Below are 19057 nucleotides of genomic sequence, written 5' to 3' on the forward strand. Positions count from 1 at the left end.
TTACGCGCCACCGCTTATGCTCAGTATGTCAGAGTTCCCTACACGCCGTATGCGACGCCTTCGCCGTGGCGGTGTCCGCGATCTCGTCGAGGAGACGACGGTCACGTCAGACGACCTCGTCGCTCCTCTGTTCGTCGACGCGACGGCGGACGAACCGCGCGAGATACACAGCATGCCCGACGTGTACAGGTACCCCGTGGACGGAACCGTCGTACGCGCGGGCGAGCTACGTGACCTCGGCGTGCCCGCCGTTATTCTATTCGGCGTCCCTGAGGAGAAGAACGAACAGGGAACGCGCGCATGGGCGGACGACGGCGTCGTACAGCGTGCCACGCGCCGGGTAAAGGACTCCGTCGACGACCTCCTCGTGATTACCGACCTCTGTATGTGCGAGTACACCGACCACGGACACTGCGGCGTTCTCGATGACGAAGGAAACGTCGACAACGACGCGACGCTCGCGTACCTACGTAACATAGCCGTCTCACAGGCGGAGGCGGGAGCGGACATCGTCGCGCCGTCGGGCATGATGGACGGTGCCGTCGGCGCTATACGCGAGTCGCTCGACTCGCACGGCTACGACGGTGTAGGGATCCTGTCGTACTCCGTCAAGTACGCGAGCGGATTCTACGGACCTTTCCGCGACGCCGCCGACTCAGCGCCGTCGTTCGGTCACCGCCGCGGCTACCAGATGAACCCCGCGAACGCACGTATTGCTTCGGAGGAGGCGCGTCTCGACGTTCAGGAAGGCGCGGACGCGCTCATGGTGAAGCCCGCGCTTCCCTACCTCGACGTACTCCGGCGCGTCCGTGAACAGAACGACCTTCCCGTCTTCGCTTACAATGTTTCAGGTGAGTACGCGATGATCCGCGCCGCCGACGAGAAGGGCTGGCTCGACGCAGAGGAGACGGCGCTCGAAAGCCTGACCTGCATAAAACGCGCAGGTGCGGATGCTGTAATCACGTACTTCGCGGACGACCTCGCACGCAGACTCTGAACACAGTCCCTTCCACGGAAAGGCTGATTAAGCTGGAGTCTTTTTTGTCCACGCTATGTCCGAGGATCAAGAAAGGAAAGAGCTCGTCGACAGGTTCAGTGAACGTATCGACGAACTCGATAACGAGATAGACGAACGCGTCGATGAGGGAAAGAAACGACTGAAACAGACAACTTCCGGTATACGCGAGAAGGCTGGTAAGATAGGCGAGGACGACGCGGGGAAGGTGACTGTGGAAAAGATACGCAAGGAACTCGACGATATAGAGAAGGACGTGGACGAGAACATCGACGAAGGAAAACAGAAAGCCTCGGAACTCGTCGACGAGGCACGCGAACGTCTTGATACGCTCGAAAAGAAGGTACGTAACTGAGACGTACCGGTCAGAACTCATGCCCGCAGTCGGGGCACTCGTGTTCCTTCTCGTCTTCCCTTAGCTCCTCACTCGACCGGCGTATCTCGCGCATAGCGTCGCTGATACGATCCTCAACCTCCGTTTCGTGGTCGACATCGACCTCCGCGCCCTCGACCTCAAGCAGGAAACGCGCCGTCTCGGTGACCTCGTACATCATCTCGTCGAGTTCCTCCGTCGTGAAGAAGCCCGACATCGCGCCGTACAGGAACGTCGCCCCCGACTTGCGCACCTTGTCCTCGAACGATGAACGCGCTTGGTTCACCGCCTGCGGCGTGTACGTGTCCTCCATGAAAGGCACGAGGTCGGGGAGGTTCTCACCCACGAGGGTCATCTCGACACCTGTCTCAGTCCGGAAGTCGGCACAGAGACGCGCTATCGCCCATTCGCGCGCCGTGACGTACGTCCGTTTGCGCACGAAGTCGTTGACACGGTCGTACCGCGCCCTGTCCACCTTCTTGAAACGGTCGTACTTCTCGACGCGTTCGGGTGTCTCACCCTCGCCGTCGTTCTGCTCTTCCTCCGAACCCTCCCGCTCTTCGGTTTCTATGCTCTCGGATTCCATATAACGTTATGTGGTTTACATCCTACCGACTAAAGGCTTCGTCAGACGTACGTCGTCTCGGAGAACGTTCGCTCCCTTTGGCTGACCGGGCGGGATGTCGTATCCTTGATCTCCAGCTTCGACAGGAGCCGGATCCCTGTCCGTAAACATAATACTGGCTCAACCAGACTGTATTAGCTATGCCTAATCAAGACGCCGACTACAGTCCGAAGTATGACGACTGGTCTGACGGTTATCCTCCTGACTGGAACAGTAGGAAGACCAAGGTCAAGCGTCGAGACAACTACCGATGTCAGGAATGCGGAGACAAATGCCTATCTGAGAATGATGTACGGCTTCACGTCCATCACACAGTACCGAAGAGTGACGGCGGACCTCACACGTTCGATAACCTGCAAACACTTTGCGTTCAATGTCACTCGGCGAAACACCCGGACAACTGGAAAATGGCTCGAATGGCTGACGACACGTCTTCTGTTATAGCCCTCTTTTTTCTCTGGCTTGTTGAACTCTTCTCAGATGATTCTGAAGAGCAATCCGAGGAAACTTCTCTTACCGCACACGGTATGTCTAACATCACCACCGACCACGAACGCGCTCACGTAACTGCTGATGTAAACCGGCTCTGGAACCCGAACCACGAGGATCAGCAACAGGTTGGTCTACTGGACGACAGCGACGACAGAATCAGGTTCACCTCGTGGAAAACCGACGAGGTGAAACAGGTACAGGAAGGAAATACCTACGACATACAGTACGCCCGCGTGGGTGAATACGAAGGAGACCCGCAACTCACGCTCGATACCTACACCGAGATAGAGCGCGTGTAGCTGTCTACGTACCTCCTCTTGGTTACGTCCTCACTCCTCCAGAACCGCGCGGTAGATGCGCTCCGAACGGACGAGCGCACCGAGATCCACGCTTTCGCCATCCGTATGCGCCTCACCCTGCTCCGCGGGTCCACATACGACGGTTGAGGTACCGGCTGACGCGAGCCATCCAGCGTCGGTTGCGTGCGGCTTCGCCACGTACTCCGATGCGCCGGTTTCGCGCGCCGCCTCCCGGATCTCACGTGCGAATCCGCCGTCGTCGCATACCATCGGCGGCATCTCGCCGACCACCTCCGTCTCAACCCCGACCGTTTCGAGGTCTAAGCTTCCTTCGGGAACTGTGCGTTCGTCGACGGTAAACGCGCACCGCGACGGGGTTACGTTCGTCGCCTCGTCGCTCGTCCTTACACCGGTCACCGTCGCGGTTCCTTCGAGCGAGACCTCTTCGCCGTCTATCTCCGGACACGTTTCGGGGCTTTCGTATCGCCTTATTTGGTTTATGCTGTCGACGGCGGCGTAGACGGGGTTCCCGTCGTCGTCCGCGTCGCCTGCATGTCCCCGTTCGCCACGCGCCACACCGCGTACCTCGCGCCTTCCGCGGTGCGCTACGGCGACGTCAAACGCACCCGGTGACGAGTAACCCGTTGAGCCTTCGACGACGACCGCGCGTTCGGGTACGAAGCCGTTCTCCGTCGCGTGTCTCGCACCCACACCGCCGCTTTCCTCTCCGACGAAAGAAGCGAACCCAACATCCGACGTGTCGGCGTCTCGGAAAGCCACCATCCCTGCGGCGAGAGCGCCCTTCATGTCCGCTGTTCCGCGCCCGTACAGGCGTCCGTCGCGTTTCTCGACCGTCGGCGCGCCGTTCTTAACCTGTCCGTCGGCGGGCGGTACGGTGTCGTGGTGTCCGACGAGCGCCAGTTCGGCGTCGCCACGTCGCGCTACAACGTTTCCGGCGTCGTCGCGCTCCACCCCCGCGTCGGTTTCGTCGCGGAGCCAGCCCTCGATCAGGTCGCCCGCCTCCGTCTCGTCCTCGTGGCTCGGTGTCCGCACGAGTTCACGTGTCAGCTTCTCAACTTCGTTCACGTCCGTAAACCGTATGCGGCTATAACAAGGCTGGCGTTTCCGTGTAGAGAACCGAAGAAATCTCGTGCGCGACGCGACGACTAACCCCATGGGTTCGTATAAACCACCCTTGCTCGATCCTGAGGGCTACGACACACCCTCTGTTTTCCAGCCCGAAGCCCTTCTCGAAGGGGCGCGGAGACAGAAGAAACTACCCGAAACGGACGTTCCCGATGTATGCGTCCTCGACCCGGACGGCGACGTTGTCGACCATCTCGTCTCGACCGACGAAGCCGAGAGAGACCCGAACTGGCCCGGCTACCACACCGACCTGTATAGGTTCGACCGCTGTGGCGTCGAGCACGGGATCGTAGGATGTGCAGTTGGTGCGCCGTTCGCGGTTCTCGTCGCCGAACAGCTCTTCGCATCCGGATGTGAACTACTTGTCAGCGTGACATCCTCCGGGCAGATCACCTCCCGTGGAGACACACCTTACTTCGTACTCATCGACCGTGCCCTGCGCGACGAGGGTACGAGCTACCACTACGCGCCCCCGTCGAGGTACGCCGATGCGGACGAGAGCCTCATCGACACTGTTGAGGATGCCTGCGAAAACGTCCCGCATACCGTTCACCGGGGCGCGACGTGGACGACCGACGCCCCGTTCCGCGAGACGGAGGAGGCGATAGAAGACGCACGCACCGACGGTGTTCTCGCAGTCGAGATGGAGGCTTCGGCGCTGTACACGTTCGCCAACGTACGTGACGAGGACGTCGTATGTTTTGCACACGTAACCAACGAGATGGGTACGTCTGACGATGAGTTCGAGAAGGGTGAGGAATCCGGAACCGAGGACGCGCTCGGTGTCGTCGACGCGGCGAGACGTGGATGGGGGCGCGACGGCGTTTAGAAGACACGGCTTTCGACGAACCGCCTGAGGCGTCCGGCTTCCTCCTCCCCTCCTTTGACGGCGATCGCCGTTCCGTCTACGCCTTCGATGATACGTTCCGAAGGCTCCTCGAAGACCGCGGCTTTCAGACCTGCGTTACCCGCACCCACCACGACAACATCGGCGTCGCTTGCGGCGTCGATAAGCGCGAGCGCACGGTCGTCGCCCTCCACGACCGTCGACGACACGGGGGCGACGAAGTTCGACTCCAGCTCCGTCAGGTACTCGCCGAGAGTCTCGCGCTGTTGGGGCGGCGCGTCGGTTCCGACTGCGAAAAGCAGCTCCACCGACGCGTCTGAGTCGCACGCGACGGCGTCCGCAACCGCCACCTTCGCGGGGTCGTACGGTCCACGGTCGGAGACAACGGCGACCTTCTCAACGTCTTCGACGCCTTTGTCTTCGAGTTCCACGACATCACACGGCGCGTGGCGTCTTATCCAGCCCACCTCGTCGTCGAAGACGGACGTATGTAGACGTTCGGGGCGTCTCTCTATGACCACGGCGTCCGCGCCCGTCTCCTCTGCGCTGTTTACGACGGCGTGCTTCGTCTCGTGGCTCACGACCTCGCCGTACTCGGCGTCCACGCCGACGTTCTCACAGACCTCCTCCATACGTTCCTCGAACGAGACGTCTCCCTCCGTCTGGTCCGACACCTTTTCGAGAGGCGTCTGGTCGGGTACCTCGTCGAAACGGACGGCGTGGACGACGCCGTCACGTCCCCGTGCGAGCGAGATACCGAGACGCATGAGCGCCCTCTCGCGTTCGACGTCGGTTCGGTCGGTTACGCCGACGAGTACGTCGTACGTACCGTTCTCGACGGCTGTCTCCGTCTCCTCCACGACCTTTCTACCCACCCAACGCCGTACTGCGTCCGTCGCCGCGCCCTCACGATCAACGTCACCGCGCCGCCGGACGTAGGTGTAGTACCAGACGAGCGAACCCGCCGTGATGACGACCGCACCAGCGACGGGGAGGCGTCCCATGAACGGTAGGAGCGCCACGCCGCCGACAACACCAACAACCTGCGGAAACGGGTACAACGGCGACTCGAAGCTCGGTTCGTAGCCGTCGAAGTCGGCGTGCCTGAAGGCGACGAGAGCGAGGTTTACGAGGACGAAGACGAGTATCTGGAACGCGCTCGCCATCTTTGCTATATCCTCGACGGGTACGAAAGCGACGAGGAACAGAAGAACGACACCCGTCACTGAGATGGCGTTGACGGGCGTGCTGAACCTGTCGCTCACGTCACCGAGCGACTCAGGCACGAGCGCGTCACGGCTCATGGCGAAAGGGTAACGTGACGACGAAAGCACGCCCGCGTTTGCGGTACTGACGAGTGCGAGGAGGGCGGCGACGACAACGGCGACGACGCCCACACCCGGTAGAGCGTACTCGGCGGCAAGCGCCATGGGGACATCGGAGGCGACGAGTTCCTCTGCGGGTGCAACGCCGACCATGACCGCCACGATAGCGACGTAGACGAACGCCGTAAAGACGAGCGAGCCGAGTATGCCGAGAGGTATGTTCCTGTCGGGGTTCTCTATCTCCTCCGCGACGCTCGCAACCTTGGTGACGCCCGCGTAGGAGACGAAGACAAACCCCGTTGCGGACAGCAAGCCGACGATCCCGCCCTCCGAAACGGCGTCGTACCGTCCCGTCTCGATACCCGGAGCGCCGAAGACGATGAAGCCAGCCATCGCCGTGAGCATGGCGATGACGATACCGACCTGCATCCTGCCCGTCTGTTTAACGCCGAAGACGTTTACGACTATAAGAACGACCGCGACGACGAGGGCGACGGGCACCGCGGGAAGATCGAGGTAGTAGACGAGGTACGGCGCGCCACCGACGAGCGCGAGAGCGCCCTTGAACGTGAGGGAGAACCACGTCCCGACGCCTGCAATCGTGCCGAGCAGAGGACCCATACCCCGTTCGATGTAGAGGTACGTACCGCCGGCTTCGGGCATAGCCGTCGCCATCTCAGCCTTCGAAAGCGCCGCAGGGAGGACGAGGAGACCCGCGAGAACGTACGCGAGAACGACCGCCGAACCCGAGTTGTTGACTATACCGAGCGCCAAGCCGGGTAGTATGAAGATACCGCTTCCTACCATAGCGCCTATGCTGATAGCCATCACCGAAGGAAGACCGAGGTCGCGCTCAAGGCTCTTGGGCATCTTATGTGACCCGTTTAGACGGCGAACTGTTAAAAGAAGGTCGATACAGTACCGAACTGTCTGATATACGGGGCTATATTCTCGTTCTGTCCTCTAACCCCTTAGCCGTCGCTCCTGAGCAGAAAGCCGTGGTAAGGGCAGTAGTACTCGTCACGTATTAGCTGTTCGTCGACTATCGTCAGACCGAGTTCGCTAAGCTCCCTACCTATACGGCTCAGGTCGTCGTGGCTCCGACCTATGGCGTTGACGTAGACGTTGCGCTGTCCCGTCATTATCTCACGCACCGCCGTCACGCTCTCCACCTGCCGTGCCTCGTCGGCGAGCTCCTCGCGCTCCGAGATGGGCGCTGTACAGATTATCTTTGTAAAAAGCGGATACCCCGCCTTCTCGTAATCTATATCTATATGGTAGCCGCGTATCACGCCCTCGTCTTCGAGCTTCTGTATACGGTTCCGTACGGTGCTCGACGATATGTCAAGCTCGCCGGCTATATCGCTTGAGGAGGTCGTCCGCGCGTCCTTCTGTAGCTCGTACAGTATCTGTCTGTCTATCTCGTCGAGTTCGACGGTGTCCATTTCGGTTTACTCCGAACGCCGCTCAGTTTAAGCTTGCCCTCCGCACGGACGCGGAACTGTTTAGTGGGTTTCGCGCCACGGACGAACGATGAGGCTCACACACGAACCGACGACCCTCGGCGTCGTAGGCGGCGGTCAGCTCTGTAGGATGCTCGCTGAGGCGGCGTCACCCCTCGGTGTCGAGGTCGTATTCGTAGACCCGACACCCGACGCCCCAGCGAGCGCGGTGGCACGTGACCAGATCGTCGGCGGATTCGACGACACCGACGCAGTCACGCGTCTCGCTCACCGTGTCGACGGTCTGACGTACGACATAGAGCTCGCCGACCCCGATGGTGTCGAAGCCGCCGTCGAGGAGGCGGGCGTCCCCGTCCATCCCGACCCAGACACGCTCAGAACCATACAGGATAAGTACGTGCAGAAGGAGGCGCTCGTAGAGAACGGCGTCCCCGTGCCCGAATACCGCGCCGTCGAGACCGTCGACGACCTCGCCGACACCGCCGACGCGCTCGGTCTTCCTCTGATGCTCAAGGCGCGCGAGGGCGGCTACGACGGACGCGGAAACTACCCTGTTAAGACGCGCGACGACTTCGAGGACGCCGTCGAGGCGCTCGAAGGACGTATGATGGCTGAGGAGTTCGTCGACTACGACCGCGAACTCTCCGTAATCGCTGTACAGGGCGACGGCGAGACGACGCTTTTCCCGACGACGGAGACCGTACACCGTGACGAAATACTCCGGCGTACCGTCTCGCCCGCGCGCACCGACGAAACGACGCTCAAACGCGCCCGCGGTGTTGCGCACGACGTACTCGGTACGATGGACGGACGCGGCGTATACGGTATAGAGATGTTCGAGGACGGCGACGAGGTCATGGTCAACGAGATAGCGCCGCGCCCCCACAACTCGGGACACTGGACGATCGAGGGCGCTCGTACGTCGCAGTTCGAACAGCACGTCCGCGCCGTCATCGGTGCGCCTCTCGGTTCGACCGCTCTACGCGACAAGACCGTCTCTGTCAACATACTCGGCGAAACGGGTGCGCGCGACGTATCGCTCGCGGGCGTCGACAGCCTCCTCGCTTCCGGCGCGGATCTGCACTGGTACGGTAAGCGCGAGGAACGCCCGCTCCGAAAGATGGGGCATTTCACCCTCACGGGCGACGACACCGACGAACTCATGAGTAAGGCGGACGAGTTACACGACGGACTGAGGTTCGAAGGATGACAGAGGTAGAAGAGATCATCGACAGACTCGAAAGACAGGCGGACGACGAGACGCCGGAGAACACGCCGGACGTAGGTATCATCATGGGTTCGGACTCCGACTTCGATACCATGATGGGTAGCGGCGAAGACGGCGACCGCGGAGGCGCGTACGACGCGCTCACGCGTCTCGGATTCAAGGAACAGACGGGGTACCACGACGCCCCCGACGCGCGTTTCACCTTTGAGACGTACGTCGTATCGGCGCACCGCACGCCCGACCTGATGTACGCCTACGCCGAAACGGCTGAGGAACGCGGCGTCGATATAATCATCGCGGGAGCGGGAGGAAAGAGCGCCGACCTTCCCAACATGACCGCCTCCGTCGCATACCCCGTGCCAGTCATCGGCGTCCCCGTACAGGAGAAGTCGGTCGACTCGGTTATAGGAATGCCGACGGGCGCGCCTCTCGTCGCCGTCGACGCGGGAAAGTCTTTCAACGCTGTGCTCTCTGCCGTCCAGTTCCTCTCCCTGCGCGACGACGAACTCGCCGACCGTCTCACCGAGTACCACGACGAACTCCGTGGGAACGTTGCCGACGTCTCGCGCGAGATGCACGACGGCGGAGCGGAAGCGTTCCGCGACCGCTCGTAGCTAAGCCGTCTCCTCCGTTCCTTCTACCGCCAGCGACACGTCCTCGATAACCTTCTCGGCTGAGCGCGCCGCAACCCGCGCGGGGTTCGCGCCATTCTGTATAGCGCCCACGGGTTTACACAGCGACGAGAGGTAGACGGTGGACGAAGACGAAAGAACCGGAGGGCTACGCGGCTTCCTCAACCGCGGCACGGACTTCGTCGAAGTCGGGGAGAACGCCGGGGTCGTCGCTAACCCACGAGTACGTCACAGCGCCGTCGTTGTCGATTACGAAGACAGAACGTTTCGCCACGGGTCCGTAGATCCCCGCGAGGCTTTCGAGTACGACGTCGTAGTCGGCGATTATCGACCTGTCGAAGTCACTCACGAGACCGAAGTTGAGGTCGTTGTCGTCGGCGAACGCCTGCTGTGCGAAAGGTCCGTCGACGCTGACGCCGTAGACCGAGGCGTCGAGCGACTCGAAGTCGGCGAGGGCGTCGCGGAACTCACACATCTCGTCCTCACATACGCTCGTGAAAGCGCCGGGGAAGAACGCGAGTACGACGGGTCCGTCTCCGAGTTCGTCCGAGAGCGTAACCTCGTCTACGTCGTCTTGTGTTGCGAGCGGTGCAGTAAACTCCGGTGCTGAGTCTCCTTCTCTTACCATTGCGTTCGTGAGACGTTCGCGCGCCACTACTACCTTTCGACAACCGTTAAGTCGACTCCCGACCACCGATCCGTATGTACGACCTCGTCGTCGTCGGTGCCGGACCTGCGGGTTCACGTCTCGCGCGCCGTTTCGCAGACCGCGGTGAGAACGTCGTCGTCCTCGAACGCGGCGAGGTCGGCGTCCCTCTCGCGTGCTCCGGACACGTCTCAGGCGATGTCTGGAACTTCCTTCCCGATGGCGCGCGTGACGAACTCATCGGAAACGAGATACGTGGCGCTCGGTTCCACGTCGGCGATTCCTCCTACGAGTTCTACAGGGACGAAACCGTCTCGTACGCGATCGACCGTGTGGGGATGGATCGTATACTCGCCGACGAGGCGCGCGACGCGGGCGCGACGTTACAACAGAACACGCCCGTCGTGGGCGTCGACGAGAGCGACGACGGCGTGACGGTGCGCACCGATGGGGGGAAGACCTACGACGCAAAGCTCGTCGCGGGATGCGACGGTCCACGGTCAACGGTACGTGACGAGGTCGGTCTCCCCGAACCCGACGAACTCCTACAGGGCGTACTCGGATTCGCCGACGAGGGCGACGCCAACGACGACGATCTCGTGGATGTCTACGTCGACGTACCCGACTTCTTCGGCTGGCGTATCCCACGCGGCGACTGCGTCGAGTACGGCTCAGCGTCGTCAGGCTCCCCGCGCGAAGAACTCGAAGACGTCGCGGGCGTCGACGTATCGTCGTTCGACCGCGTCTGCGCGGGACAGATACCTATCGGCTCACCGACGCGCACGGCGACCGACCGGTGTTTCCTCGTCGGCGACTCAGCCGCGCAGACGAAGCCTTTCACGGGCGGCGGTATCGTCTACGGCATGACCTCTGCGGACATCGCGGCGCGCCACGTCAACCCCGACTCGCCCGGTACGCTCGGCGTCTACGACCGCGCGTGGCGCGACGAACTCGGACGCGAAATGTACCTCGGAAGTATTATACGGAAGGCGTACGCGCTTCCGCGTCCCGTCCAACGCGCCGTAATGACCGCCTTCGAGGGCGAGATAAACGTCCATATGGATCGTCCGACGACGCTCCTCAACCGCTCGACCGCACGCCGCGTCGTCCGTAACGTCCTCGGTGTCTGATGCAACAGTATAAGTAGCTGGCTTCCTCTTGTGGTGGTATGAAGCAGAATGACACGGAGAAGGCGGCTTCGTCCGCCCTCGGCTACCTGCTCGTCTCGGTCGGCTTCGTCCTCGTCATACTCTCGTTCGGTCTCGGCTTCCTACCCTTCATCGACATGCTCCTAGAGTCACTCGGCTTGAACTACCTCGTTGAGAACTCGGGGACGCTCCTCTGGGGCGGTATCGGGGGCGTCGTCGTGGGTGTTCTAATAATCGTGATGTCGGATATCGACGTCGAGGAGTACGAGTAGACCGCCCGCTTCCTACCTCAACGTGTACGTCGTCGCCGCGCCCTGACCGAATCCGACGCAGAGCGTCGCAAGACCGCGTTCGACGTCGCGTTTCTGCATCTCGTGTACGAGCGTCACGGGGAGGCGCGCGCCGCTCGCACCGAGCGGATGTCCGAGAGAGATAGCGCCGCCGTTGACGTTGAATATCTCTTCGTCGATACCGAGTTCTTCCTGACAGTAAAGCGTCTGCGAAGCGAAAGCCTCGTTTAGCTCCACCAGACCGAACTCCTCGATATCCTCGCCCGTCCGTTCGAGAAGACCCCGCGTCGCGGGAACGGGACCGATACCCATGACCGTCGGATCGACGCCCGCGACGTTGTTGTCGTCGACCTGCGCGATTACGTCGAGTCCGTGTTCGTCGGCGAACTCTTCACTCGTCAGGAGGAGCGCCGACGCGCCGTCGGAGATCTGCGACGCGTTCCCCGGTGTGACGGTTCCTTCCGACTTGAAGACCGTCGGGAGTTCGGAGAGCTTCTCCATCGACGTACCGGGACGTATACCCTCATCGCTCTCGACGACGATCTCCTCCGTCTCTCCGTCGTCGTTCTCGCGCTCCGTCTCTATCGGAACGATCTCGTCGTCGAACCTGCCGCTCTCGGTGGCATCGTGCGCCCTTTCCTGCGACCTAAGCGCGTACTCGTCCTGCTCCTCGCGCGTTATGTCGTACTCCTCTGCGACCTTCTCCGCCGTCATACCCATCCCAAGTTCGAACATGTTGTAGTCCTGCGCGAGTCCGGGATGGAAATGCTCCTGCGCTCCGCCCATCTCGACGCGCGACATGTTCTCGACGCCTCCGACGATCACACAGTCGCGCTGACCTGCAGCGATGGCGTCGCTCGCCGAGATAACCGCCTGCATGCTCGAAGCGCACCACCGGTTTATCGTGGTAGCGGGAACGTCCTCCCCGAGTTCGGACAACAGCGCACAGATGCGCGCGACGTTGTTCGCCTGCTCCTCGCGCTGTTGGGCGCATCCGAGCATGAAGTCGTCAACGTCCTCGCCGGACAGCCCGGTGCGGTCCACGATTTCGTCCAAAAGCGGGACAACGAGGTCCTCGCTGCGCGTATCGGCGTAGACGCCGTCTTCTTTGCCCTGCGGTGTCCTTATCGCCTCTACGATAACCGGTGTTTCAGACATACCAAGAACACTGTGGGAAACTCACTTAACCGTATCGCCTGCTGTATCGGCGGTGTTCAGATAAGAATCGAAGGCGATATTGAGACGTTGTGAGATGGTCTTCTTCGAAGCCGCGTTCCGTGTCCGGATGTTTGAGTGGCTAATCTGTGCCAGAACCATTCAATCCATGTCCTGCGAAAACAGCTTATCTGAACGCTACCGCTGTATCGGGTTGTTGACGCTCTTCTGTAGATCCGATCCGGTGTAGGCACCCCTCCAAGCGTAAGTTTAATATGTTTTCGGTATCGATCGAATTCTACAGATGAAAGTTACGAATATCCTCAACACCGTCACCGATAGTTCTCGGACAGGAATCCAAACAGCCCGGTCTATACGGGGCGCGGGTAACCGACCGCGGTGGATAGAAACATACCACAACAGGGTGTTCCGGTGTGAGTAAACCAGCCGATATCGAAAGGCTGTTGCTCGTCCTGGGAACCGTCCTCTGTCTGAGCATCCTCGCCGGTCTTGCCCTTGCGGGGACGGCGGCGGCGGACTCACCGTCATGCGATGGCGTCGCATACGACGGTGACGGTAACGCAACGAACCCTTTCCAAGTCGATAACGTCGACAGACTCCAGTGCATCGACGCGAACCATACTGACGTAGGCTCTCAGACCGAAGCGCGACACAGCAACTACACGCTCGTATCCGATATCGATGCGTCCGGCGCGTCGTCTTGGAACGCCGGCGAAGGCTTCGCTCCACTCACGGGGTTCAAAGGCACGTTCGACGGTCAAGGCAATACGATACAGGGTCTGGTCATAGACCGACCTAACGAAGACAGCGTTGGGCTGTTCGGCGTTCTTGAACCCGGGGGTAATGTGACCAACGTCGCCGTCGTTGAAGCTAACATCACCGGCAACAACCTGGTGGGCGGCATTGTCGGCGACAGCAAAGGAACGAGTTCGAACTTCGGTACCATAGAACAGTCCGCAGTTGTGGACTCAACCGTAGAGTCAACGGGTACCGGTGACGGTGAGGCGGGTGGACTCGTTGGTGAGAATAACGGCGTAATCAGGCAGTCATATGCCATCGCAACCGTTAGTGGTGAGGATAGAGTGGGTGGCTTAGTTGGTCAGGACCTATCGAGCGCCTCACTCTCCGTCACCGATTCCTACTCCGCCTCCGTTATCGAACCAAAGAACGGCAAGACCGACGATTACGGTGGGTTAGCTGGTCGTGTATCCGGTACAAACGGGGACAACCTCTATTGGGACGGGAAGATAGCAGACAGGAACTTTGACTCCTCACTCCCTAATGCAGCCTTCGGATCATACGAGGACTCCACGGACGTAACCCGACTGAACACCACGGAGATGGTCGGTGCCGCCGCCAACGGTAACATGTCCCAACTCGGCTTCCCGAGCCCGTGGGAGACGGTCACGGGTCCTGATGCCTACCCCATTCTACAGGCGCTCGACGCCGACGCACAGGAGTACACACCGGCGGAGTCTCAGCTTACGGGGCTAGAGATCGCGGGGGAAGGGGATGCGCCAACCGTATTCAACGTATCCGGAAAGGACGTGAACGCGACCGTCGAAAACCTCGGAGACCGCTCGGGTAACTTCACCGTCGATCTTGAGATAGAGAACGATAGTGGTACCGACGTGGTAAATGAGAACAAGACGACGTCCGAAATCGAATCCGACGGAAACAATACGGTCGTGTTCAACGACGTGGCGAACGGGCTGTCTGTCGGAACGTACGGCGTCAATGTCTCTACCGAGGACGACGAAATCAGTGGGTCGCTGACCGTCTCCGAACTCGGGTCGTTAAACATCGCGGAACAGCGAGTGCCCTCGTACATCTCCACCGGAACCGAAGGAAACGTGAGCGCCGTGGTTGAGAACCCCGGCGGAAACTCCAGTACCTACAACGTGAGCCTCGAAATCCTGAACCGGTCCGACGGGGTTGAGGTAAGCAACAACACGACCTCTCAACTCAGCCCCGGTGAGAACGAGACGGTGGTATTCGAGAACGTTACGAGCACACTGGACGCCGGCACGTACGGTATCAACGTCTCCACGGACGACGACTTCCTGACGGGGAACCTCGAGGTTGTCGGATCCGAGTTCAATCTAAACCTCTCGAACACGTACAAGAACGGCTCCGACTTCCTGATTACCAACGCCTCAGCCGTGAAGCTCAACGACCCGAACGAGGAAGTTGAAAACCTTCGGCTGGATCTGAACGTCACGGAGAACGGAACGGACGTGAACGAGACGGAGCTGTTCGACGACCTGACCGTGAACCCGATACAGACGGGACGGACACCGATAATTGAGGACGGCGAGAGACAGGCTGAGTTCGACGATGGCTTCGACGCCGTACGTCTATCATGGTTCCGTGATGGGCACGAAGTCTCCCTCAGCGGAGGGATCGCAAGGGACGCTAACCTGAGCAACTACACCGTGACGTTTGAGGCGTCGATGTCGACGCGGGGTCCGACGGTCGAAAGCCAAGACACGCAAGCGGTAGAGGTGGAGGGAGCCAAGGACAGGGGCGCCGAGTTCAACCTGAACTTCTCGGGAGAGTTTAAGCCCGACGAGTCTTTCTCGGTCACCAACGAGTCCGCGATAGTACTCAACGACCCCGACAGGGTGGTTGAGGAGGTTGAGATACTGTTCAACGTCACGGAGAACGGAACGGACGTGAACGAGACGGAGCTGTTCGACGACCTGACCGTGAACCCGATCCGGACGGGAAGGACACGGATAATAGAGGACGGCGAGAGACAGGCTGAGTTTGACGAAGGATTCGACGCCGTACGCCTGCGACAGTTCCGTAACGGGCTTGAAGCTTCCTTGACAGGGAAGATGAACGACACCACCGGGGAGTACAACATAACGCTCACGATGTTGGTGGACGGTGAAGCCTTCCGAGGCGAAAACCCGATCACACTTAGTAGACAGGCGTCGCCCGCGGATGCGACCACATCTGGCAACGACCTCTCCGAAGACGGTACGGTCTACGGCGTGGATAGCTTTACCGTCAGGTTGGTGCGAGATGCCGCGAATGACGGAAACAACTCTCGCAACAGTCCGTTCTTCAACGGTAATGAACCGATCAATCGATCTGACACGATAGATCGCCTCGTCAGCTGGTCGGATACCGGCGAGATAGACGGTTCTGAGTACTCCAGGCTGGAAATAATCGAACACCTCGTTTCCTGGAACGGGGCTCAGTAACCGGCTCGGTCGCCATCCACAGACGTCAGATGGCACACGGCGATCCGGTTTTCGAACCCGGTAAACCACACTTCGGTGGTAGTACGTGTGAGGCAGACCAATCCCCGGCTAAGAACTAACAGAAGGTATGTACCCGTACCTCCGGCGATTCACCAGCGTTCAGAACTAATCCGCGATAGGTCGTCAGAATGCCGCGGACTCCCGTCTGCCGTAATACTTATATACGGTTGGCTTTTAGTGTGACCAACTGTCGCAGAGGTGACAGTGTACAACAATGACAGACAAAGAAAAAGAAAAGGTCGAGTATACACGACCTAAGGACGAAGGTGAAGTAGACAAGCGGCGGTTCGCCGGTATAATGGGGTTAGCCGGCACAGCGATGGCGGTAGCTCTGGTTACGTTCTTCAGCATCGGTATGGTTGGTGCGGCTATGGGTGTGGGCATCGGTGGCTTCGTCGCCAACTTCGAGGAGGTATCGTACGACGGCGGGAACGCACAGATATACCCCGTCATAGGTTCCAGCGCGGCGTGTGACAACGCACCCCAGCTCCAGGCGAGCCTGGCTGGGTCAGGCAACGACGCCGCGGAACTCATAGGTGGGGTCGAGTTCTTCAAGGATCTGCCGCTCCCTGAGGCGGCAACCTTCAACGAGGACGACTTCGCACGTATAACGATTATCGGTAACGGTACCGACGGAATACAGGTCGAGGATCTGAACCTCCGGCTGTCGGCTCTCGAAACCGAGGAGCTTAGCTTAGATTCGGCTGACATACAGGAGTTCGGTCCCGGTAGCTACAGCGACAGTTCCAACGACACCACCGCTGACGGCTCGTACGTCCTACCCGAGACGAGCGGGAACATAACCGACGCTGACTCCGGCGTTCAGTCGACCGCCGAGTTCGGCATAGAGGCTGACTCGTTCAACCTCCCCCAAGGTGGCACCGCCGCGGTTCATCAGGTCTCGCTCGGTTCGATAACGCTTGATGAGGTCAATATCGCGGTTCAGATTCTCAATGAGTCAGAGGATACCGAGAACGGTCCTGTTACACGTGTCGTCAATCCCACCGAGCGTAGCTGTGACGGACTCGCCGACGCGAGTACCTCCAGCAACTTCACGAACGTGAACAACGCGACCGGTGGACTCTCGCTCGCTGACCCATCGTAACGTACGAAGGTACCGGGTCTCCGGCGGGTATACCTTCTATGGGTATACCGAAGGCTGAAAAGGCATGAAAGCGGAGTCTCGTGCGCTGTTCGGGGGCGTACACTGAAGGAAAGACGGATGACAGACGGAACGAAACGTATCTATACCCATGAAAAGGGTGAAAGATACTCACGGAGACGGTTCAAAGCCGTCTTGGGCGTGGCGACAGCCATGGCTACGGTTGCGATCATAACGTTCTTTTCGATAGGTATGGTCGGGGCGTCCCTCGGTGTCGGTATAGGCGGCTTCGTCGCCAACTTCGGCGAGGTAAACGCGACCGAAGGTGCGGAGATATTCCCTGTCGTAGGGCAACAGCCAGCCTGCGCCGACGCACCTCAGCTACAGGCGAGTCTGAAAGGAACCGCGAACCTTTCGGGTGGCGTTGAGTTCTTCAAGGACATGCCGTTGCCGACGGGCGTCTTTTCGGATGACGACTTCGCGAGGATCAGTATAAAGGGGCAGGACAGGAACGGAAAGCCGATACAGGTTTCCGAACTCGACCTCAGGCTCTCGGCGCTTGAGACCGACAGGCTGTCGCTTAACGGTACGGAGATAACCGAGTTCGGTCCGGGTGACTACGGCGATGCGGACGGACCCGGCGCTCAAGGTTCGTACGTCGATACCACGGACGACGCCGTGGGCGGTATCGACACGGAAGGTCCCTCGGCGGCTTTTGACGACGGTCGTAGCGCCCTTGACCCTGCAACGGGGAACTCCTCCACGCCGGAGTTCGGTATAGACGCGTCGGGGTTCTCGATAGTGAACGGTACGGCGGCGGCGCATTTCGTATCCTTCGGGGGCATAAGCCTGAACGACGTTAACATCGCCGTCCAGATACTCAACAAGACGGAGACCGGCGACCGCACCGTCGAACCCGGAAACAGGACGTGTGACGCGCTCGCCGAGGCGAGCACGGTCAAGGAACCCGAAGGGATAGAGCTGTAAAACCCGGTCTTAGGTACCAAGAGTTATGTATCGTTGAACGTTAGTGGGGTACACGTACCTACAGGTATACCGATAGATGAACGACCGAAACGGCGACGAGGCGTCACAGATACCGCGTCCACAGAGACGCCTCCGTCCCAAACGCGACGACGAAGGCTACGAACATCCGCCGGGTTCGGTCTCGCGTAGACGTTTCGCCGCCGTCTTCGGCGTCGCCTCGGCGTTCGTCGTCGTCGCGGGCGTCACCTTCTTCGGCGTCGGCATGGTGCTCGGCGCTTCCCTGGGTCCGGGAATGGGCGGCTTCGTCGCACAGTTCGACAACGTGAGCTACACAGAAGGCGACGCCGACATCTACCCCGTTCTCGGTGCGCACGCGGCGTGCGACGACGCGCCCCAGCTGGAGGCGAACCTCAACGGAACCACGTTACTCGACGGCGGCGTGACGTTCTACAAGGATCTACCTCTTCCGGATAACTTCGCCCCGGATCAGATAGCCCGCGTCTCCATAGTCGCGGACTCAGGCGGAAGCCCCACGGAGGTCACCGACCTGAACCTACGTCTCACGGCGCTCTCCGCCGACAGTATCGAGCTCGGAAACACGAAGATACGTGAGTTCGGTCCCGATAGCTACGAGGACACGGGCGACGCCAACGACTCGTTCGCGCCCGTTGGCGACGGAAGCCTTGACCCGACCGCAGACGCCTCGCGCGTGCCTGAGTTCGGTATAGACGCAGAGACGTTCGTCCTACCCAAGGGCGGAACCGCGGCGGCGCATCAGGTCTCTCTCGGCTCCATAAGCCTTCAGAACCTCGACCTGTTCGTCGTAATCGACGACGAGAGCGACCTGTCCAGCCCCGCGACGCGCGTCGTCGAACCCGGGAACAGGACGTGCACCTCGCTCGCAAACGCGATGTAGCCCGCCGGCTCTCCGAACCGGGGCGAAGGATTTATATAATAGTCGTTATAATAGCTTGGCTAAGGTCACTGAGGT

General features: G+C 60.3%; 19 protein-coding genes and 1 pseudogene. 13 read left to right on the forward strand and 7 right to left on the reverse strand.

What is annotated here, in order from left to right; all coding sequences use genetic code 11:
• Window positions 1-25 precede the first annotated feature (25 nt).
• Both hemB and EGH25_RS03715 read left to right on the forward strand, forming a co-directional pair.
• On the forward strand, window positions 26-997 hold the full coding sequence (gene hemB, locus EGH25_RS03710; protein ID WP_266086302.1) for a porphobilinogen synthase: 972 nt from the start codon (window positions 26-28) through the stop codon (window positions 995-997).
• 55 nt (window positions 998-1052) lie between these two features.
• Window positions 1053-1370 (forward strand): hypothetical protein, encoded by a 318-nt coding sequence (locus EGH25_RS03715; RefSeq protein WP_266086303.1) that lies wholly within the window; start codon window positions 1053-1055, stop codon window positions 1368-1370.
• 10 nt (window positions 1371-1380) lie between these two features.
• On the opposite strand, the gene EGH25_RS03720 is transcribed toward EGH25_RS03715, so the two are convergent.
• Window positions 1381-1974 carry a DUF5806 family protein gene (locus EGH25_RS03720; RefSeq protein WP_266086304.1) on the reverse strand — a complete coding sequence of 198 codons (594 nt, stop codon included), beginning with the start codon at window positions 1972-1974 and terminating at the stop codon, window positions 1381-1383.
• 179 nt (window positions 1975-2153) lie between these two features.
• Here EGH25_RS03720 and EGH25_RS12230 point away from each other — a divergent pair.
• Window positions 2154-2396: pseudogene (locus tag EGH25_RS12230) on the forward strand (HNH endonuclease); the annotation flags it as partial.
• Between the two features lie 33 nt (window positions 2397-2429).
• Window positions 2430-2804 (forward strand): hypothetical protein, encoded by a 375-nt coding sequence (locus EGH25_RS03725; protein WP_266086305.1) that lies wholly within the window; start codon window positions 2430-2432, stop codon window positions 2802-2804.
• A 30-nt stretch (window positions 2805-2834) separates the two neighbouring features.
• Here the strand turns inward: EGH25_RS03725 and EGH25_RS03730 are convergent, their stop codons facing one another.
• Window positions 2835-3890 carry a M20 family metallopeptidase gene (locus tag EGH25_RS03730; protein ID WP_266086306.1) on the reverse strand — a complete coding sequence of 352 codons (1056 nt, stop codon included), beginning with the start codon at window positions 3888-3890 and terminating at the stop codon, window positions 2835-2837.
• An 88-nt stretch (window positions 3891-3978) separates the two neighbouring features.
• Here EGH25_RS03730 and EGH25_RS03735 point away from each other — a divergent pair, with 88 nt between their 5' ends.
• Window positions 3979-4779: a nucleoside phosphorylase gene (locus EGH25_RS03735; RefSeq protein ID WP_266086307.1), complete on the forward strand. Its 801-nt coding sequence runs from the start codon at window positions 3979-3981 to the stop codon at window positions 4777-4779.
• Here the strand turns inward: EGH25_RS03735 and EGH25_RS03740 are convergent.
• Window positions 4776-6992: an amino acid permease gene (locus EGH25_RS03740; protein WP_266086308.1), complete on the reverse strand. Its 2217-nt coding sequence runs from the start codon at window positions 6990-6992 to the stop codon at window positions 4776-4778. The two genes, EGH25_RS03735 and EGH25_RS03740, sit on opposite strands and share 4 nt — an antisense overlap.
• Before the next feature lie 101 nt (window positions 6993-7093).
• A complete protein-coding gene (locus tag EGH25_RS03745; protein WP_266086309.1) occupies window positions 7094-7567 on the reverse strand; it encodes an Lrp/AsnC family transcriptional regulator in 474 nt (157 codons plus the stop codon).
• An 88-nt stretch (window positions 7568-7655) separates the two neighbouring features.
• Here EGH25_RS03745 and EGH25_RS03750 point away from each other — a divergent pair, with 88 nt between their 5' ends.
• Entirely contained in the window at window positions 7656-8795 is a 1140-nt protein-coding gene (locus EGH25_RS03750) for a 5-(carboxyamino)imidazole ribonucleotide synthase (RefSeq protein ID WP_266086310.1), read from the forward strand.
• Window positions 8792-9427, forward strand: coding sequence for an AIR carboxylase family protein (locus tag EGH25_RS03755; protein WP_266086311.1), 636 nt, complete (start codon window positions 8792-8794; stop codon window positions 9425-9427). Before EGH25_RS03750 ends, EGH25_RS03755 begins: the two co-directional genes overlap by 4 nt.
• Here EGH25_RS03755 and EGH25_RS03760 read toward each other — a convergent pair whose 3' ends face one another.
• Together EGH25_RS03760 and EGH25_RS03765 are read right to left on the reverse strand one after the other, a co-directional pair.
• On the reverse strand, window positions 9428-9619 hold the full coding sequence (locus tag EGH25_RS03760) for a hypothetical protein (protein ID WP_266086312.1): 192 nt from the start codon (window positions 9617-9619) through the stop codon (window positions 9428-9430).
• Window positions 9594-10073: a redoxin domain-containing protein gene (locus EGH25_RS03765; protein WP_266086313.1), complete on the reverse strand. Its 480-nt coding sequence runs from the start codon at window positions 10071-10073 to the stop codon at window positions 9594-9596. Before EGH25_RS03765 ends, EGH25_RS03760 begins: the two co-directional genes overlap by 26 nt.
• A 74-nt stretch (window positions 10074-10147) precedes the next feature.
• On the opposite strand from EGH25_RS03765, the gene EGH25_RS03770 reads away from it, so the two are divergent.
• Window positions 10148-11221: a geranylgeranyl reductase family protein gene (locus EGH25_RS03770; protein ID WP_266086314.1), complete on the forward strand. Its 1074-nt coding sequence runs from the start codon at window positions 10148-10150 to the stop codon at window positions 11219-11221.
• 38 nt (window positions 11222-11259) lie between these two features.
• Complete coding sequence (locus EGH25_RS03775) at window positions 11260-11511, forward strand: hypothetical protein (RefSeq protein WP_266086315.1); 252 nt, start codon at window positions 11260-11262, stop codon at window positions 11509-11511.
• 12 nt (window positions 11512-11523) lie between these two features.
• Here the strand turns inward: EGH25_RS03775 and EGH25_RS03780 are convergent, their stop codons facing one another.
• Window positions 11524-12687 carry a thiolase family protein gene (locus EGH25_RS03780; RefSeq protein WP_266086316.1) on the reverse strand — a complete coding sequence of 388 codons (1164 nt, stop codon included), beginning with the start codon at window positions 12685-12687 and terminating at the stop codon, window positions 11524-11526.
• A 431-nt stretch (window positions 12688-13118) separates the two neighbouring features.
• On the opposite strand from EGH25_RS03780, the gene EGH25_RS03785 reads away from it, so the two are divergent.
• From EGH25_RS03785 to EGH25_RS03800, 4 genes are all read left to right on the forward strand, one after another.
• Entirely contained in the window at window positions 13119-15917 is a 2799-nt protein-coding gene (locus EGH25_RS03785) for a hypothetical protein (RefSeq protein ID WP_266086317.1), read from the forward strand.
• A 274-nt stretch (window positions 15918-16191) separates the two neighbouring features.
• Window positions 16192-17082: a hypothetical protein gene (locus tag EGH25_RS03790; protein ID WP_266086318.1), complete on the forward strand. Its 891-nt coding sequence runs from the start codon at window positions 16192-16194 to the stop codon at window positions 17080-17082.
• Window positions 17083-17199: 117 nt separating this feature from the next.
• Entirely contained in the window at window positions 17200-18066 is an 867-nt protein-coding gene (locus EGH25_RS03795) for a hypothetical protein (RefSeq protein ID WP_266086319.1), read from the forward strand.
• A 76-nt stretch (window positions 18067-18142) separates the two neighbouring features.
• Complete coding sequence (locus tag EGH25_RS03800; RefSeq protein WP_266086320.1) at window positions 18143-18982, forward strand: hypothetical protein; 840 nt, start codon at window positions 18143-18145, stop codon at window positions 18980-18982.
• Window positions 18983-19057: the final 75 nt, after the last annotated feature.

It is taken from the genome of Halorutilus salinus, assembly GCF_026242195.1.
Taxonomy (GTDB): Archaea; Halobacteriota; Halobacteria; order Halobacteriales; family Halorutilaceae; genus Halorutilus; species Halorutilus salinus.

Excerpts from the sequence above, each read along its gene's own strand:
- EGH25_RS03790 (WP_266086318.1), top strand. The coding sequence starts at position 16,192 with ATGACAGACAAAGAAAAAGAAAAGGTCGAGTATACACGACCTAAGGAC.
- EGH25_RS03765 (WP_266086313.1), bottom strand. The coding sequence starts at position 10,073 with ATGGTAAGAGAAGGAGACTCAGCACCGGAGTTTACTGCACCGCTCGCA.
- EGH25_RS03755 (WP_266086311.1), top strand. The coding sequence starts at position 8,792 with ATGACAGAGGTAGAAGAGATCATCGACAGACTCGAAAGACAGGCGGAC.
- EGH25_RS03750 (WP_266086310.1), top strand. The coding sequence starts at position 7,656 with ATGAGGCTCACACACGAACCGACGACCCTCGGCGTCGTAGGCGGCGGT.
- EGH25_RS03800 (WP_266086320.1), top strand. The coding sequence starts at position 18,143 with ATGAACGACCGAAACGGCGACGAGGCGTCACAGATACCGCGTCCACAG.
- EGH25_RS03720 (WP_266086304.1), bottom strand. The coding sequence starts at position 1,974 with ATGGAATCCGAGAGCATAGAAACCGAAGAGCGGGAGGGTTCGGAGGAA.
- EGH25_RS03715 (WP_266086303.1), top strand. The coding sequence starts at position 1,053 with ATGTCCGAGGATCAAGAAAGGAAAGAGCTCGTCGACAGGTTCAGTGAA.
- EGH25_RS03795 (WP_266086319.1), top strand. The coding sequence starts at position 17,200 with ATGACAGACGGAACGAAACGTATCTATACCCATGAAAAGGGTGAAAGA.
- EGH25_RS03775 (WP_266086315.1), top strand. The coding sequence starts at position 11,260 with ATGAAGCAGAATGACACGGAGAAGGCGGCTTCGTCCGCCCTCGGCTAC.
- EGH25_RS03740 (WP_266086308.1), bottom strand. The coding sequence starts at position 6,992 with ATGCCCAAGAGCCTTGAGCGCGACCTCGGTCTTCCTTCGGTGATGGCT.
- EGH25_RS03780 (WP_266086316.1), bottom strand. The coding sequence starts at position 12,687 with ATGTCTGAAACACCGGTTATCGTAGAGGCGATAAGGACACCGCAGGGC.
- EGH25_RS03735 (WP_266086307.1), top strand. The coding sequence starts at position 3,979 with ATGGGTTCGTATAAACCACCCTTGCTCGATCCTGAGGGCTACGACACA.
- EGH25_RS03745 (WP_266086309.1), bottom strand. The coding sequence starts at position 7,567 with ATGGACACCGTCGAACTCGACGAGATAGACAGACAGATACTGTACGAG.
- EGH25_RS03770 (WP_266086314.1), top strand. The coding sequence starts at position 10,148 with ATGTACGACCTCGTCGTCGTCGGTGCCGGACCTGCGGGTTCACGTCTC.
- hemB (WP_266086302.1), top strand. The coding sequence starts at position 26 with ATGTCAGAGTTCCCTACACGCCGTATGCGACGCCTTCGCCGTGGCGGT.
- EGH25_RS03725 (WP_266086305.1), top strand. The coding sequence starts at position 2,430 with ATGGCTGACGACACGTCTTCTGTTATAGCCCTCTTTTTTCTCTGGCTT.